The organism is Roseateles oligotrophus, from assembly GCF_014204525.1.
GTDB lineage: Bacteria > Pseudomonadota > Gammaproteobacteria > Burkholderiales > Burkholderiaceae_C > Paucibacter_A > Paucibacter_A oligotrophus_A.
Genome location: NZ_JACHLP010000002.1, coordinates 343,528 through 360,361 on the forward strand (window position 1 = coordinate 343,528; position 16,834 = coordinate 360,361).

General features: G+C 67.5%; 8 protein-coding genes. 6 read left to right on the top strand and 2 right to left on the bottom strand.

The window, feature by feature from the left end:
* Nucleotides 1–29: 29 nt before the first annotated feature.
* Nucleotides 30–2,954: an excinuclease ABC subunit UvrA gene (gene uvrA / locus HNP55_RS06155; protein WP_184297281.1), complete on the bottom strand. Its 2,925-nt coding sequence runs from the start codon at nt 2,952–2,954 to the stop codon at nt 30–32.
* A gap of 269 nt (nt 2,955–3,223) precedes the next feature.
* Here uvrA and HNP55_RS06160 point away from each other — a divergent pair, with 269 nt between their 5' ends.
* From HNP55_RS06160 to HNP55_RS06175, 4 genes are all read left to right on the top strand, one after another.
* Nucleotides 3,224–3,517 carry a hypothetical protein gene (locus tag HNP55_RS06160; protein ID WP_184297283.1) on the top strand — a complete coding sequence of 98 codons (294 nt, stop codon included), beginning with the start codon at nt 3,224–3,226 and terminating at the stop codon, nt 3,515–3,517.
* 398 nt (nt 3,518–3,915) lie between these two features.
* Nucleotides 3,916–5,865 carry a PAS domain-containing sensor histidine kinase gene (locus HNP55_RS06165; protein WP_184297286.1) on the top strand — a complete coding sequence of 650 codons (1,950 nt, stop codon included), beginning with the start codon at nt 3,916–3,918 and terminating at the stop codon, nt 5,863–5,865.
* 108 nt (nt 5,866–5,973) lie between these two features.
* Nucleotides 5,974–7,266, top strand: coding sequence for a hypothetical protein (locus tag HNP55_RS06170; RefSeq protein WP_184297288.1), 1,293 nt, complete (start codon nt 5,974–5,976; stop codon nt 7,264–7,266).
* A 58-nt stretch (nt 7,267–7,324) separates the two neighbouring features.
* Entirely contained in the window at nt 7,325–10,435 is a 3,111-nt protein-coding gene (locus HNP55_RS06175) for an ATP-binding protein (protein ID WP_184297290.1), read from the top strand.
* Here the strand turns inward: HNP55_RS06175 and HNP55_RS06180 are convergent.
* The gene (locus HNP55_RS06180; protein WP_184297293.1) at nt 10,424–13,969 is read right to left on the bottom strand and encodes a Dyp-type peroxidase; all 3,546 of its coding nucleotides are present in this window, start codon (nt 13,967–13,969) and stop codon (nt 10,424–10,426) included. The two genes, HNP55_RS06175 and HNP55_RS06180, sit on opposite strands and share 12 nt — an antisense overlap.
* Before the next feature lie 278 nt (nt 13,970–14,247).
* Between HNP55_RS06180 and HNP55_RS06185 the strand changes: the two genes are divergently transcribed.
* On the top strand, nt 14,248–14,508 hold the full coding sequence (locus HNP55_RS06185) for a hypothetical protein (RefSeq protein WP_184297295.1): 261 nt from the start codon (nt 14,248–14,250) through the stop codon (nt 14,506–14,508).
* 174 nt (nt 14,509–14,682) lie between these two features.
* Entirely contained in the window at nt 14,683–16,740 is a 2,058-nt protein-coding gene (locus HNP55_RS06190) for a hypothetical protein (RefSeq protein ID WP_184297297.1), read from the top strand.
* The last annotated feature ends 94 nt before the right edge of the window (nt 16,741–16,834 follow it).

The window sequence follows — 16,834 nt, forward strand, 5'->3', positions numbered from 1 at the left end:
ACAAACGGTGCGCCAAGGCGCACCGTTTGTCATTTCAGCAGGGGCTTCAGGTAGCGGCCGGTATGGCTGCCGGCATGCGCGGCCAGCTGTTCGGGCGTGCCGGCCAGTAGCAGCTGGCCGCCGCCCGAGCCGCCCTCGGGGCCCATATCGATCAGCCAATCGGCCGTCTTGATGACGTCGAGGTTGTGCTCGATCACGACGATGGTATTGCCCGCGTCGCGCAGCTGGTGCAGCACCTTGAGCAGGAGCGCGATGTCGGCAAAGTGCAGGCCGGTGGTGGGCTCGTCCAGGATGTAGAGGGTGCGGCCGGTGTCGCGCTTGCTCAGCTCCAGCGCCAGCTTGACCCGCTGCGCCTCGCCGCCCGACAGCGTGGTGGCGCTCTGGCCCAGCTTGACATAGCCCAGGCCCACGTCCAGCAGGGTCTGCAGCTTGCGCGCCAGGGTGGGCACGGCGCTGAAGAAGGGGTGGGCATCCTCGATGGTCATGTCCAGCACCTGGGTGATGTTCTTGCCCTTGTAGAGCACCTCCAGGGTCTCGCGGTTGTAGCGCGCGCCGTGGCAGGTATCGCAGGGCACGTAAACATCGGGCAGGAAGTGCATCTCCACCTTCAGCACACCATCGCCCTGGCAGGCCTCGCAGCGGCCGCCGGCCACATTGAAGCTGAAGCGGCCGGGGCCATAAGCCCTCTCGCGCGCGGTATTCATCTCGGCGAACAGCTCGCGTATGGGTGTGAACAGGCCGGTGTAGGTGGCGGGGTTGGAGCGCGGCGTGCGGCCAATGGGCGACTGATCCACATTGATGACCTTGTCGAAGGCCTCCAGGCCCTCGATCTCGTCATGCGGCGCCGGGTCGGCATGGCTTTGGTAGAGCTTCTTGGCCACGGCCGTGTACAGCGTGTCGTTGACCAGGGTGCTTTTGCCCGAGCCGGACACGCCGGTCACGCAGGTCAGCAGGCCGACCGGGATTTCCACCGTCACGCCCCTCAGATTGTTGCCGCGGGCATTGACGATCTTGAGTGAGGGGTGTTCGGCCTGCGGGCTGACGCGGTGGCGCTGCTTGGGCACTTCGATCCTGGCCGTGCCCGAGAGATAGCGGCCGGTCAGCGAGGCCGGGTTGCTGGCCACCTGCTCGGGCCGGCCCTGGGCGATGATGTGGCCGCCGTGCACGCCGGCGCCGGGGCCGAGGTCCAGCACATAGTCGGCGGCGCGGATGGCGTCTTCATCATGCTCGACCACGATCACCGTATTGCCCAGGTCGCGCAGGCGGCGCAGGGTGGCGATCAGGCGGTCGTTGTCGCGCTGGTGCAGGCCGATGCTGGGCTCGTCCAACACATACATCACGCCGGTCAGGCCCGAGCCTATCTGCGAGGCCAGGCGGATGCGCTGGGCCTCGCCGCCCGACAGCGTGTCGGCGCTGCGGTCCAGGCTCAGATAGTTCAGGCCCACATCGTTGAGGAAGCGCAGGCGCGAGCTGATCTCACGCACCACCTTGTCGCCGATCTCGGCCTTGGCGCCCTTGAGTTTGAGGTTTTCAAAATAATGCAGGCAGTCGCGCAGGGTCGAGTGTTCGACCTCGTAGATGGGCCGGCCCTTGGCGCCGGCTTCGGCCGGCTGCAGCAGCACATGGCGGGCCTCGCGGCGCAGGCGCGAGCCCTCGCAATGCGGGCAGGGCTTGGGCGCCATATAACGCGCCAGATCCTCGCGCACGGCGGTGGAGTCGGTCTCCTTGAAGCGGCGCTGCAGCGTGGGCAGGATGCCTTCAAAAGGATGGCTGCGCTTGACCGAGCGCTTGCGGCCCGATCCCGTTCCTTGGCCACTCTCCGCCTGGTAGACGAATTGAATCTCTTCCTCGCCGGAGCCGTACAACAGCGCCTGGCGCGCGTTCTCGGGCAATTGTTCGAAGGGCAGTTCGATATCGAACTGGTAATGCGCGGCCACCGCCTCCAGCATGGAGAAGGTGTAGGCATTGCGGCGATCCCAGCCCTTGACCGCGCCGCTGCCCAGGCTCAGCGAGGGGAAGGCGACGACGCGCTCGGGGTCGAACACCGTCATCTGCCCAAGGCCTTCGCAGGACGGGCAGGCGCCCACCGGCGAGTTGAAGGAGAACAGACGCGGCTCCAGTTCCGGCAGCGAGTAACTGCAGATGGGGCAGGCAAACTTGCTGGAGAAGATCTGCTCCGCGCCGCTGTCCATATTCAGCACCAGGGCGCGGCCCTCGGCCAGGCGCAGGGCGGCCTCGAAGCTCTCGGCCAGGCGCTGGCGCAGGCTCTCGGCGCTATCGGCCTTGAGCTTGATGCGGTCGACGACCACGTCGATATCGTGCTTCTCGGTTTTCTTCAGCGCCGGGAAGTCCGGCGCGTCCACCGTCTGGCCATCGACACGGAAGCGGATATAGCCCTGCGCCTGCATCTGCTCGAACAGCTCCAGGAACTCGCCCTTGCGGTCGCGCACCACCGGGGCCAGTAGCATCAGTTTGCTGTCCTCGGGCATGGCCAGCACGGCGTCCACCATCTGGCCTATGCTCTGCGCCTCTAGCGGCAGTTGGTGGTCGGGGCAGAAGGGTGTGCCGGCGCGGGCGTAGAGCAGGCGCAGATAGTCGTGGATCTCGGTCACCGTGCCCACGGTGGAGCGCGGGTTGTGGCTGGTGGCCTTTTGCTCGATGGAGATGGCGGGCGACAGGCCCTCGATCACATCCACATCCGGCTTGTCCATCAGCTGCAGGAACTGCCGGGCATAGGCCGACAAGCTCTCCACATAACGGCGCTGGCCTTCGGCATACAGGGTGTCGAAAGCCAGGCTGGACTTGCCCGAGCCGCTCAGGCCGGTGATCACCACCAATTGGTTGCGCGGCAGATCGACGTCGATGTTCTTCAGATTGTGGGTGCGTGCGCCGCGCACGCGGATCATCGGCATATCCGCAGGAGATGAGGCAGGGCGGGAATCGATGTCGGACATGGCGGGGTGAGACTGCGGCAACAAGGGCAGAAGTGGAAAAACAACCGGCCATCATAGGCCGACTGGCTGATCGGGCCTGGCTCCCAACCCCAAGCCCTGCAATCGGGTCGGTTTCGGATCTGGGGTAAACCCTTTGTCGCGCCGCAGAGCAGTTCAAACGTGCAAGCCCGCTGTTCGTCGCAGGAGGCGGGCCACCGCCGCATGTTTTCTCGAAACTGAGTTCATCGAAGCAGGATTTTCTGCCTCGGCAAGCCCACCAGGAGATCATCATGAGCACGCCTTCTTTCCGCCAAAGCGCCTTGCGTTCCAGTCTTGCCCTGGCTCTGAGCCTGGCCACCGCCTGGGCAGGCGCCGCGCCGCAAGCCCAAGCCGCCAGCGAGACCACGGTGCATGTTCTGCCCCGCGTGGTGGTGACGGCCAAGTCGCAGCCTGCCAGTCCGGTGCAGCATTTGCCTCGGGTGGTGGTGAGCGGCCGTTCGACGGCGGCCCCCGCGCCCGAGCAGGCCGCCTTGCCGCAGGCTCAGACGGTGCTGATCGCCAAGGCCCAGCCCCGCCGTGGTTGAACCGCTCCGCGCAAGACCTGACCCCGTCTCTGCAGGCCGGAGTGCGTGCGAATTTGATGTAATCATTCCCAAGCCTTGGCAGCCCGGTAATTTTGGCGTTAGTGAGCTATTCTGCTGAGCAGGGTTTGCGAACATCGAACCGAATCGCAGCGCCGTGAAAAAAGTCTGTTGGCCTCGCGCCACTGCGATTCGGCTTGAATTTGAACCCAAACCTCAGCAGTCCTTGGGATTAAAGTCCTCCCTGTTTCAGTCGATGATTTGATCAATGCTTGGGTGCATTGGCGAAACGCTTGTCGATGAATGGAAGCGCGTGACGATTCGGGTCGCGCCAAGGAGAACATTGAATGGGTGTCGCGAGTAGGGCTCAGGCAGTACCGAGCCTTGCATTGGAGCAACGCTTGCTGCAGATTGCGGCGCGTTTTTCCGAATTGGGGGCATGGCTGCAGGAGAGCGGGCCTGCAGGGCTTTTCCATGCCAGCCCCAAAGTGCATGAAATCCTGGGCGCCGAACCCGGTGAGTTGAAGGTCCTGCGGGACTGCTGGACCTTTTTGCATGCAGATGATCGCGCCCAGGCCGAGCAGGCCCAGGCCTTGTGCGAATCGCAGGCGCGCGCCTATTCGCTGGAGCTGCGCCTGGCCCGTGCCGATGCGACCGAGCGTTGGGTGCGGCTGCAGGTCTCGCCCCTATTGGACGCCGCGGGTCAGCCCAGGGGCAGCGAAGGCGCTTTCCGCGATATCAGCGCGGTCAAGATCACCGAGGCGGTGCTGCAGGAAAGCGAGATGCGCTTTCGCTCGCTGATCGAGGGCGTGGACAAGGTCTCGGTACAGGGTTATGACAGCCAGCGCCGGGTGATCTTCTGGAACAAGGCCAGCGAAAACCTCTACGGCTACAGCACCGCCGAGGCCATAGGCCGGCAGCTGGAGGATCTGATCATCCCGCCGGCCATGCGCGAGCTGGTCATCCAGGGCACGCGGCAATGGCTGGAGTCGGGCGTGGTCAGCGTGCCTTCCGAGGAGCTGGTGCTGCGCCATAAAAATGGCTCGGATGTGCCGGTGTTCTCCAGCCACGCCATGCAGCGCAGCCGCAGCGGCGAGGCCTTTCTCTACTGCGTCGATGTGGACCTGAGCGAGCGGGTGCAGGCTGAGGCCACCCGCGCCAAGCTGGAGTCGCAGCTGCGTGAGGCGCAAAAGCTGGAGGCCATGGGCACCATGGCCGGCGGTATCGCGCATGATTTCAACAATGTGCTGGGTGCCATCCTGGCCAATATCAGCCTGGCCAGCGAACTGCTGGGCGAGGAGCATCCGGCCATGCGCCATATGCGCTTGATCAGCCGGGGCGGCGAGCGGGCGCGCAGCATGGTGCGCAAGATGCTGGCCTTCAGCCGCCGCCAGCCGCACTCGTTGGAGCTGCTCGAACTGGGTGGGCAGGTCGCTGAAGGCCTGGCCCTGTTGCGCGCCAGCCTGCCCAAGGGTGTGGGCTTGCAGCTGGATGTGCTGGACGGCGATCTGCGGGTGCAGGCCGATGCCAGCGAGTTGCAGCAGGTGCTGCTCAACCTCTGCAGCAATGCCTGGCAGGCCTTGCCGGCCAAGGGCGGCCACATCCATGTGGGCCTGCGCCGTGCGCAGCTGCCGGCCGACAGGCCCGAGCTGGAAATGCCGGCCGGCGCCTACGCCGAGCTGTTCGTGCGTGACGACGGTTGCGGCATCGATGCCCTGACCCAGGCACGTATTTTCGAGCCCTTCTTCACCACCAAGCCGATAGACCAGGGCACCGGCCTGGGCCTGGCCGTGGTACATGGCATTGTGCGCAGCCATCACGGCGCCATCGCCATCGACAGCGTGGTCGGCAAGGGCAGTTGCTTCTATGTCTATCTGCCCATCGCCGAAGGCCAGGCCCTGGCCGCCTTGCCGCCCGAGCCGGCAGCAGCGCAGGCCAAGAGCCCGGAGGCGCCGCGCGCCAAGCCGGCCCCCCAAGGCCAGCGCCTGATCTATGTCGACGACGATGAGGTGATGCGCCTGACCGTCGAGGGGCTGTTGCTGCGCGCCGGCTATCGGGTCGGCCTGTGCAGCGGCGCCGAGGAGGCCCTGGCCTTGTTGGTGGCCACGGGCCAGGATGTGGCCGCCTTGATCAGCGACTATCACATGCCCGACCGCGATGGACTCAGCTTGGCTAATGCGGTATTGCAGCAGTATCCGGGCCTGCCGGTGCTGCTGTCCTCGGGCTATATCAGCGAGCAGTTGCATGAACAGGCCCTGTCCCTGGGCGTGTCCTGCCTGATCAAGAAAGAGAATCTGCTGGAAGAGCTGCTGCCCAGCATCCATGCCCTGCTGGGCGAAACACCCGGCTAAAGCGGTCCAAGTCTGGCCTTGAACCCGCAGGCCGCTGCTTGACAATGAATGCGAGCGGCGCCGGCCGCAGGACGGCCCGGCGTTCAGGACTTGCAAAAAGGGCCGGGCATGGGTGTGACGCGTTTGAATGAGGTGAGTCGCCAGCGCAAGTCCTGGCTGGATGGGTTCATGGCCTATGCCTTGCCGGAGGGCTTGAGCGAGGCCGAGCTGCGCGAGCACATCGTCACCCTGGATCAGCTGCTCTACGGCTTGTGGAATCTGGGCGAAAACCTGGTCTATGCCTGGACCCCGATGCCGCAAGGCCTGCGCCTCCTGCTCGCCCCCCACCCCCTGCTGAGCGAGTATGCCCAAGGCCGCTCCCAGGCCGGTGGCGAGGCGCTGGCGCCGGCCGAGGTGCAGCGGCGCAGCCGTTTGCTGGACGAGCTGCTGGCCGAGCCCGGCCACCTGCCCGAGGCCCGGTTCGACAGCCTGGCGGCCGAATTCGGCCTGGAGCCCGTGCAACTGGTCCTGCCTTTCTCGCCCAGTGCCGGCCTGGGCCTGGGCCTGGTGGCGGCCATCTTGGCGCGTTATGGCATCCGTTTGGTGGAAGACCGGGCGGTGATCCTGCTGGACACGGTCGGCTTCTCATTGCTGACGCCGCTGCAGCAGGTGGTGCAGCTGGGCAGCCTGTCCTGCTCGGTCAACGCGGCCTATGCCAAGCTGCTGGACCGCGAGATCAATATCAACTTCGCCCGTACCACCACGGGCGACGGCTTCTACATCTGGAACCGCATGCGCGGCATCGAGGCCAATGTGGAGCTCTACCAGCTGCTGCAATTCATCCTGGCCGACAACGCCCTGGCCCGCGAGCGGGCGCAGCGGCCGGAGTCGGTGCCGCAGCTGCGCGCCGCCTTCCATGTCGGTTCGCACTACGAGTTCTATCAGTCGGAAGGGCTCAACCCCACCTCCTTCAGCTATTTGGTCGGCCAGGTCACCATCGAGCTGGCCCGCATGCTGGAGCGCGCCCTGCCGGGGCAGATCCTGGTGGGCAAGTTCAGCACCTTGATGCGAGACGAGCAGAACGGCCAGCAGCGCCGCATCGACAGCCTGGGCTTTGTCGAGCGTGCTCGCAACCCGCTCAAACAGCTGGGCGGCCTCAATCTGGGTGGGGCGGAGATCGACGAGATTGCCTGCTATCTGACCGGCCAGCGCGACGAGCGGGGCGAGTTCGGCGTCAGCGAATTCGAGATCAGCGACAAGCACGGCCTGGCGCACCGGGTTTACAACGCCAAGATCAATATCCATCGCCGCCAGGGCGAGCCCATTTATCTGGGCTTGCAGGAGGAGGAAATGCACAAGTTTTCGACCCCAATCGCAGGGACTCGGAACGTGAATAGTGCCGAGATCATCGTCAAGCGGTAGGATGGCGGGGCGCAGCGTTGGTAGGGAACCACGCGCGCATGCGAACGAGAGCTGATGCATGACCATTCAGTCCGATATCGCGCCGGCGCTGGGGTTCTTGGGGCAGCGGCGCAATTTGACCTTGTTATTTGCGGATTTGTCCGAGTCGACACGTCTCGCGGACGCCATGGAGGCGGAAGACTACGCCTTGATGCTGAGTGAGCTGCGCGGCCTCTACCAGGGCTTGGTGCGGCAGCACGGCGGCCTGGTGGTACGCATCCAGGGCGACGGCATGCTGGCCATTTTTGGCTACCCCCAGAGCGGCGAGGACGATGGCCGCCGCGCCGCCTATGCCGCGCTGGACCTGCACGAGGCCGTGCGGGCCATGCGGCCCGCCTCCGGGGCGCCGTCCTGGCCGCATCGCCGCAGCCTGACCCTGCATTCCGGCATCCATGCCGGCCTGGTGCTGATGGAGGCCGGCGACGAGGTGCGCGGCCGCTTCGAGCTGCTGGGCAATGTGCCCAATATCGCCGCCCGCCTGTGCGAGGCCGCCGCGGCCGACGAGATCCTGGTCAGCGAGGTCAGCCTGGGCCTGCAAGGCCAGTTCTTCCAGTTGGATGAGCGCCGCAATCTGCTGGTGCGCGGCCGGGCCACGCCCTTGTCGGTCTGCAAGGTGCTGGGCCGCAACGACATCAAACGCCGCTTCGAGGCCAGCCAGAAGCGCGGCCTGACGCCGTTTGTGGGGCGAGACTTCGAGATGAGCTTGCTGGAGCAGGCCCTCAACGCCGCCTGTGCCGGGCGGCCGCGCTGGATCAGCGTGCGCGCCGGCCCCGGCGTGGGCAAGACGCGGCTGACCGAGGAGTTTTTGCAGCGCGCGGCCGACGAGCATTGCCAGATCCACCGCGGCTATTGCGAACCGCACCTCAGCGCCGAGCCTCTGCAGCCCTATCTGCAGATGTTGCGCAGCCTGCAAGGCCTGGGCTTTGCGGCGGCCGATGCCGTGTTGCAGCTGCCGCCCAAGGCGCGGGCCGAGGCGGTGCTGAGCCTGGTGATGGAGCTGGCGAGCGAGCTGCCCCAGCTGCTCTTCATCGACGATCTGCAATGGGCCGACGACGCCAGCGTGGCCTTGCTGCACCGGCTGCGTGCGGTCGCGGCCGAGTTCAAGCTGCCCGTGCTGGTGTTGACGGCCACCCGGCCGCACAGCCAGAACTCGCTGGAAAGCCTGCCCGAGCTGATCGGCCAGGCCGCCAAGCTGCGCAACGATGCCGAGGTGCAGGTGCATGAGTTGCAGCCCTTCACCGAGCAGGAGTCCCTGCACGCCACCAGCCAGCTGCTGCCCCATGTCGATCCCTTTTGGGCGGCAGAGATCCAGCGCCACGCCGGCGGCAACCCCTTGTTCATCGAGGAGCTGTGCCACGCGCTCTCGCACGAGGGCAGCGCCGAGGAGGCGGCGCGCAATTTCGGCGCCTTCGCCAGCCATGCCGCCTCGCCCGAAGGCAGCAGCCTGGGCAAGCAGGTGGGCTCGGGCAGCGCCTGGCTGTCCTCCCTGGTCGAGTCGCGGATGGCGCGGCTGCCGGCCGATGAGGCCGAGCTGCTGCGCAGCGCGGCCGTCATCGGCAATGTGATCCCGGTCTGGCTGCTGCAGCGTGTCACCGGCTGTGACGAATCGCACCCCGCCGTGCGCCGCCTGGCCGAGCAGGACTTCGTCTTCCCCGCCCAACGCCCCGGCCATCTGCGCTTCAAGCACGGCATGGCCCGCGACGTGGTCTACGAGGCCATAGGCTTGCAAGCCCGCCAGGCCATGCACCGCAAGATCCTGGCCGAGCTGCACGCCGTGCAGCAGGACGGCGAGCGTGAGGAGCCGGCCAATGAGCTGCTGGCCTATCACAGCCGCGCCGCCCAGCAGTGGGAGGCCGCCGCCCACCATGCCGAGCAGGCCGGCGACCAGGCCCTGGCCAGCTCGGCCCTGGACCGGGCCAAGAAGCAGTACCGCGCGGTGCTGGAGGCGCTGGAGCATCTGCCCCAGACCGACGAGATCGCGCTGCGCTGGATCTCCATCGCCGCTCGCCTGGGCCTGGCCTGCGTGTTCGACGCCTCGCGCGCCGATCTGCGGGTGATGCAGCACGCGGCCAAGCTGGCCCAGCTGAGCGGCCATCAGGACCTGATCGCGCGCGCCGAATACTGGCTGGGCTATGTCGGCTACGCTCTGGGCCAGGCCCGCAGCAGCAGCCAGCATTGCGAACGCGGCCTGGCCGCCGCCGAGCAAGGCCAGGACGTCGCCCTGATTGCCCAGCTGCACGGCACCCTGGGCCAGGTGCGTGCCGCCGCCGCCGACTACGACGCCGCCCTGCAATTGCTGGACGGCAGCATCGCCTTTCAGCGCCCGCGCCAGCGGCCCGGCCGGCCGCCCGTGGGCCTGGCCTATTCGCTGGCCTGCCGCGCCTATGTGCTGGGCGACCGGGGCGAGTTTGCCGCGGCCCAGGCGGCGTTTGATGAGGCCTTGTCCGGCATCCAGGGCAGCAACCATGCGGTGGAGGCCTCCATCCAGGGTTGGCGCGCCGCCGTGCTGCTGTGGCAGGGGCGCTGGGCCGAGGCCCAGGCATGCGGCGCCGACTCCCGCCGCATCGGCACCCTGGTGCGCAGTCTGTTCACCTGCGCCATGGGGCATGCGGCCCAGGCCTATGGCCAGTGGATGGCCAGTCGCTCACCGCTGGCGCGCCAGGACCTGCTCAATGCCACGCACTGGCTGGCCCCGCGCGGCGGCGGCCTGTTCAGCTCGCTCAACCATGGCTGGCTGGCCGAAATCCTGGTCAGCCAGGGCGAGGCCAGGCTGGCCCGTCACCACATCGCCCAGGCCCTGTGCCGGGCCCGCCAGCATGATTTGATCGGCGTGGCCATGGCCTACCGTGCCGCCGCGCGCATGACGGCCTGTACGGCCATGGCCAGGCAGGGTTTGAGTGAGGCGCAGCGCAGCGTCGAGATTGCGCGTTATCTGGCCCATGCCGATGCGGTGGCCCGGCGCCGCGGCTCGGCCCATGAGCTGGCGGTGAACCAGCTCTGCCATGCCGAGATCGCGCATTCGCAGGGCCGCCCTGCTGCGCGCGAGCTGGATCAGGCCGAAGCGGCCTTCGGCCGCCTGGGCATGGCCTGGCATCTGGGCGAGGTCAGGCGCTTGCGTTCAGACCTGTAGGCCCAGCACGGTGGGCGAGCCGGTGAAGCGCAGCGTGCCGGCCTCCAGAACGGCAGCCGCCACACCCAGCATCACGCCCATAGCCATGGCGTAGCCGGAACAGGCGTGCAGCGGCGCGGGCAGCACCGCGTCGCGGCGATCCCCGCCAAACATCAGGGTGTGGTTGCGCGGGTCTTGCTGGGTGGCCGAGGCAATGCCGACGATCACCGTGTCGCCTTGCTGCACCTCCACCCCGGCCAGGCGATGGGCTTTGCGCGCCGTGCGCCAGACCATGCCGGGCACCGGCCGGCCCACCATGGTGGCGATCAACGTGGGCCGCAGGCTTGCGACGGCCTGGGCATAGATCTGGGCCGGCGCCGTGCCGGCGGCAAAGCGCGGCCAGTCCTGCTGCACATCCCAGAGCTTTTTGCTGACGATCCAGGCGCCCAGGCAGCCGACGGTATTGCCATGCACGGTGGGCGGGAAGCCCAGCATGATGCCGGCGATGGTGCGCGGCACGATGTCGGGGTCTTGCGCGCTCATGCCTTGCAGCGCCTCCTTGATGGCCTGGCTCAGCTTGGGCAGGGGCGCATCGGCCGCCTGGGCGGCCAGCCATTGCTTGACGGCGGCCTGCAGGCCCTGGCCTTTTTTGCTGGCCACCTTGCCGACCAGCTCGCTGGGGTGGGGGCCGAAGACGAAGCGCGAGACGGCGAAGAAGTCGCGCGGGCAGCGCGGCGCGTCCTGGCCATCTGCGGGCTTGGCATGCCATTCCGTGCCCCACATGGCCTGGCCGTCGGGCAGGCCGAACCAGGTTTTGCACAGGGCCGCCAGCACATGCTCCGACAGCTGCTCCACATCCAGCAAGCCCTCCTTCAGATGCAGCTGCTGGGCGCCGCCGCGCACCTTGGCGACGACGGCGGCCGCCACCGCGTGGGCGGCCGTGAAGGCGCTGGCCTCGTCGATGCTCTCGATCGCCGCATTGATCAGCGGCGCCTGCTCGGCATGGCCGCTGTCCTCGTCCATGCCCAGATAGCCGCGGCCTATGGACTGGGCCATGCGCGAGCCATAGCCCGTCACCGAGTAGCGCGACTCGCGGTCGCGGAAGACCTCGCAGACCTCGCGCGCCTCGCCCACCAGCACGCCGTAAGCGGTGCGCAGCACGCCGCCGGGCTGGCTGCGGACATAGGCCCAGGCGGCGTCGCGGCTGCTGCTGTCTTCCAGCCATTGCTGCCAGGCCTGGGCGTCGTCCGGCGCGGGCGCGCGGCTGGGCACGGCGATGGGCGTCGGGAAGGCGGGCAGCTCCACCAGGGCCGGCAGCAGGCGCAGGGCCGGCAGCGAGGGCACGAAGAAATAGGCCCCCCATTGCAGCTCGACAAAGGGCTGGTCGCCCAGGTTCAGGTGCAAGACCCGCCCCTGGTGCTCAAAACGGTAGATGCGCGGCGTGGTGGCGGGCAGGGCCTTGGCGGCCGGCGTCTGCGGCACGGCCACGCCCAGGAAGGGGTCGGCTTGGGGCCCATAGCCGCCGCTGGCATTGCCGCCGGAGATCCAGCGCTGGATGATCTCGAACTGTTCGGCCAGATTGGCGTTGTAAGCCATGAAGATCAAGCCGCGGTCCTCGGCATCGGGCGTGCTGCTGTCGCTGCTGCCGTGGACCGGGCCGTAAGACATGCCGCGCCGCAGGATGCGGGGCACCGGCAGGCCGGGGATGTCGGTGCGCGGGTTGGCGCGGCGGATGTGGGCGTGGAAGGGGCAGGCCGAGCCCTTGGCGTCCTCGCTGTAGTTGAAGCCGTTGCTGGCGCCCAGGCTGGGTGCGGCCAGGGGCGTGCCGTCGGTCCAGCGGCCCATCATCTTGCCCAGCAGCTCCTCGCGGTTCAGGCCCAGCTGGGGGGCTTGGGTGTCCAGGCAGTGGTGCAGGCGATCCACATACTGGCGCAGCTTGCGCACAACGAGGAAGCTACCCTTGTCCAGCAAGGCGTCGGCGGCCTCGGGTACGGCGCAGCTGTCGCGGTCGCTGCGGAAGCCCAGCAGCAGCTCGCCGCGATGCACGGCGTCCGACCAGGGCTGGGCCGGCGTCTGCGGGCCGGGCTCGCCGACCTGGGGCTGGCTGATGCCGTCCACAAAGCCGAAGCTCTCGCGCGTCTGCTGCGGGTTCTTGGGGTTGATGCCGCGGCGCATCGCTTGCACTGACAGCACTTGCAGGCCCGTGTCCTGCTCCAGACTATGGATGGCCGCCTCCAGGCTGCTGCCGGCGGGCAGGGCGCCGTGGCGCAGCTGGATCAGCAGATGCACGGCACCTAAGTCCACCGGCCGGCCATCGGCCTTGGCCTCCGGCCAGTTGCGGGTCGGCAGCTTCCAGTAGCGCGGGTGGTTGTGGCGCACGTCGCCGAGCACGCCGGCGCGCGCCTCCATGCCCTCGATAAAGGGCTGGGGGAAGCGCTCCAGCCGCGTGTTGCTAACACCAAGCGCACGCAGACCGCTGAGGCTGAGCGCCAGATTGCGATAGAAGCCGTCCGCCGGCTTTTTGCCGGCCATCGTGTCGGCCTCGCTATTGAGCGTGAGGCTGCTCAAATAGGCCAGGGCCTTGGCCGCTTGCGTCACCCGCAGCAGCACCATGGCGCCGCCCTGCAGATCGGGGTAGGCCGTGAGCATGCCGCCCTGGATGTCGGCGTCGCTATAGTCCAGCGCGCGGGCCGGCAGCTCGACCTTGGGCGGCGCCTTCTCAAACCAGTCCAGCATGCGGTAATAGGCCTCGCGCAAGGGGCTGGCGGGCGGGAAGAGGCTGGCGGTGTCCAGCTCCACCAGCTCGAAGAGGATGTCGCGCGCCGCGCGGATCAGGCACAAGCCGTCGGGCGCACCGGCCAGGAAGTAGCGCTCCAGGGTGTAGAGCGTGGCCAGGGCCGGCAGGCCGCGCAGGGCCATGGCCATGCGTGCAGGCATCTGGCTGGTGTCGGGCAGGGGATTGCTGGCGCCGGGCAGGCCGGTGTGCAGCTGGGTGGCGGGCAGATCATTGCTCGGGTGCAGCTCGCGCTGCTGCCATTCCAGGGCGGCCAGGTATTCGTGGTCGCTGGTGCTGCGGCCCGATTCGAAGTAGAGGAAGTCGGCCGAGATCTCATGCGCCCGCACCCATTGCTTGTAGCGCTCGAAGCTGGTTTCCTTGGCCAGTTGGTAGCCCTCGGCATGGCAGAGGATCAGGTCCAGCATGCTGCCCAGCTGGTCCCAGATCACCCGCATATAGGGCTCCCAGCCGCCGTCGAAGCAGACATTGAGCAGCAGCTTGTGGGGTTCGCCCAGCGGGGCGTCCGGCTTGGGCTCGATGATGGCCCAGCGGAAGGAGTGGACGATGCGGAAGCGGCTCACCACATCGGTGAACAGGCCCGGCACCTCGCTGGACTCGCGCGCCCCCAGGCGCAGGGCATTGAGCGACTTGAGCACACGGCGCAGGCGGTCGACGTAGCTGATGGTTTCAAAAGCCGTCACAAAGCCGGCTTTGATGGGCGTGATCAGCACCAGATCGGTGATGCCTTGCAACTGGGTTTCGGGCTTGTTGAATGACATGAGTGGGTTCCCTGAGCGCTTGTTGTTCCCGGCCGGAACCATAGGCCTATGCCTGCCCGCTGTCAGCAAAATAAAAAGGGATTGAGACCATTCCTGCCGCCGTCACCGATTCGTCATCAAAGCCCATGGGCACGGCGATTCATCGCCTCAAGCCACCGCTGGCGCGCCGCTTCCGCCACTTCGTCGCCTGGCCCTGGCAAACCCGCCCGGTCTTGCCGACACTGTGGACACAGCAGCAAAACACCGCCTTCAATCCAGCCCGCCAATCGGAGCCCATCATGCAAAAGCTACTCTCCTTGCGCACCTTGTTCACCGCTCTTGTCGCCGTGGCCGCCGCCGCCATGCTGGGCATGAATCTGGCCGATGAGCTGAGCCCACCGCAGCCGCGCCCGGTGGTCAAGCTGGAACGCGTGGTGGTGCAGGGCCAGCGTACGGCGGCGGTGCAGCTGCCGCGGGTGGTGGTGCAGGCCTCGCGCAGCGCCGGCAAGCAGCAGTCCGCCCTGGCCACCCAGCTGAGGGCCGATAACCCGGCCTGCTGAGGCCTGTGTTTTGCGCTGCTGTGTGCCCGATTCTTGAAGTTTGATGACAGCGGCAAGACCTGACCCCAGGGTGAATCTTGCCCATGGGCCGCGCTGCGGGAAACTCTGTGCCGCCGACGTCTGCGCCCCCTTGTAATATGGCCGCACCCCATCGCCGCCGAGCAAGGAAGCGCCTTGATCTCTCGATTCCGCCGCCTGTTTTTCCTCAACCAGGAGGGCGGTTGCTCGGCCTCCTCGCCGCCGACTCTTCATGCCGCTCCCGGCCGATCGCGCAGCGCTTATTCCTTTTGCCTGCTGGCCCTGCCCGCCCTGATGACCGCCTGCGGCGGCGGTGGTGGTGGCAGCAGCCCCGATGTTCCTTCGCCCAGCCCGATCCCGCTCGAACCGCCGGCCCTGAGCAGCCGCTGCGAGCCCGGTTCGGTGGCCCGGCTGGCGCTGGAAGCCAAGCCGCAGCAGGGGCGCAATACCGAGCTGAGCCTGCTGGCCTGCGCGGCGGCCAGCCTGAGCGGCCTGAAATGGACGCAAACCGCCGGGCCGGCCTTGAACAGCCTGAGCAGCCGGGCCCAGGCCATCAGCGTGGAGCCCACCGCGGCCGGCCCCTACCGCTTTGATCTGAGTTATGTCGACGGCCAGGGTCGCAGCTTTATCGCCCCGGTGCAGTTCAGCGCGGCGCCGGCCAGCGAACCCCTGCAACTGGTCTTGCGCGGCGAGCCCTCGGCCCTGAGCGGCAGCAAGCTGTCCCTGCGTGCCTGGTTGCCCCAGCTGACGCCGAGCGAGCTGGCCCAGGCCACGGTGAGCTGGAGCCAGACGGCCGGCCCCACGGTCGAGCTCGGCAATGCCGGCAGTAGCAGCAGCCTGCGCCTGGTGTTGACGGCCCCCGTCGTCAGCAGCGACAGCATCGTGGCCCTGAGCGCCAGCCTGAGCCTGCCGGACGGACGCCGCGCCAGCGGCCAGTTCAATCTGCTGGTGCAAGCCCAGGGCACGCTGCCCAGCGACCCGCTGTTCGGCAGCAGCGAGCCCGTCAGCCGCGTCTACCCCTATCAGGCCCAAGGCCCTTACGCCGCGGCGCTGAAGGACTGCATCTACAGCCCCACGCTCAGCCGCAGCAATCTCTGCACCCTCAACCGCCTGCCCCTGCTGGGCCAGCAGACGGCCGGGGCCGCGCCCTCGGTGGAGCAGGTGATGCAGCGGGTGCTGGTCTCGCACGACTGGATGGCCGAGGTGTTCGAGCGCTTTCTGCGCGAGCAGGACGTCAATGGCGACTTCCGCCGCATGCTCTCCGCCGTCACCGCCGTGGTGATAGGCGGCCAAGTGCGGCCGGCTTTTTACTGGAACGCCACCGGCGCCATCTATCTGGACGCCAGCTACCTCTGGCTGACGCCCGCGCAGCGCGACACCCTCAGCGAAGCGCCGGACCCGCGCAGCGCCAATGGCCAGAGTCTGCAATACGCCACGCCATGGCGTTATGTGAAGGACAACCGGCATGCCCTCACCAGCTATGCCGTGCTGGAACGCCAGAGCCGCGGCCTGGGCGAGCTGCCCTACGAGCTGGGCCGCCTGCTGTATCACGAGCTGACCCATGCGGGCGACTTCCTGCCGCCCGCCGTGCAGGCCAGCCTGGACGGCAGCAAGCGGGTGTATGAGGCCAGCCCGGCGCTCACCCCTTCGCAAGAGCTGTTCAATCGCCTGCCCTTCTACTCCAGCACCATGCAAGGCCTGGCGCGGGTGCTGTCGTTTGGCGAGGCGCCCACGCTTTTGCAGACCAGCTACACGCCCGGCGACATCACATATTTCTTCAGCAAGGACCGCGTCAACGACGATTACAGCTACTCGGTGCCCAGCGGCGCCAATTTTTCCCGCGAGGATGCGGCCATGCTGGTGGAGGAGGCCATGATGCAGCTGCGCTACGGCGTGCTGCGTGACTTCGCCATTACCAATCAATTGGCGACGGGGGCCAGCAGCGCCGATCTGATCGTCAACTGGGGCCAGCGCGGCCGCATCGGCGAGCCGGCCATACGGCCGCGCCTGCAACTGGTGCTGAACCAGATCATGCCCTGGTTGCCGCCCGATATCAGTGCCAATCTGGCGCCGCCCCTGGCCTTGCGTGCCGGCCAGAGCTGGGGCGCCAACCTCGACCTGGCCGCCCTGGCCAGCGGCCGCAGCCGGGCCTTGAGCAGCCAGCAGCAGCTGAACGAGCAAGAGCAGACCACGCGGGTTCTGCGGGCGCGCTGAAGACATTCATCCGGCCGGGCTGCAGCTCAAACGACGCTTCTGTCACTTGATCGCCTGCGCCTGGAATCGTGGGTGGCCAAGGCCGAAACTGCAT

Coding starts and splice junctions, on each gene's coding strand:
- uvrA (WP_184297281.1), bottom strand. CDS start 2,954: ATGTCCGACATCGATTCCCGCCCTGCCTCATCTCCTGCGGATATGCCG.
- HNP55_RS06160 (WP_184297283.1), top strand. CDS start 3,224: ATGAGCACGCCTTCTTTCCGCCAAAGCGCCTTGCGTTCCAGTCTTGCC.
- HNP55_RS06170 (WP_184297288.1), top strand. CDS start 5,974: ATGGGTGTGACGCGTTTGAATGAGGTGAGTCGCCAGCGCAAGTCCTGG.
- HNP55_RS06175 (WP_184297290.1), top strand. CDS start 7,325: ATGACCATTCAGTCCGATATCGCGCCGGCGCTGGGGTTCTTGGGGCAG.
- HNP55_RS06180 (WP_184297293.1), bottom strand. CDS start 13,969: ATGTCATTCAACAAGCCCGAAACCCAGTTGCAAGGCATCACCGATCTG.
- HNP55_RS06185 (WP_184297295.1), top strand. CDS start 14,248: ATGCAAAAGCTACTCTCCTTGCGCACCTTGTTCACCGCTCTTGTCGCC.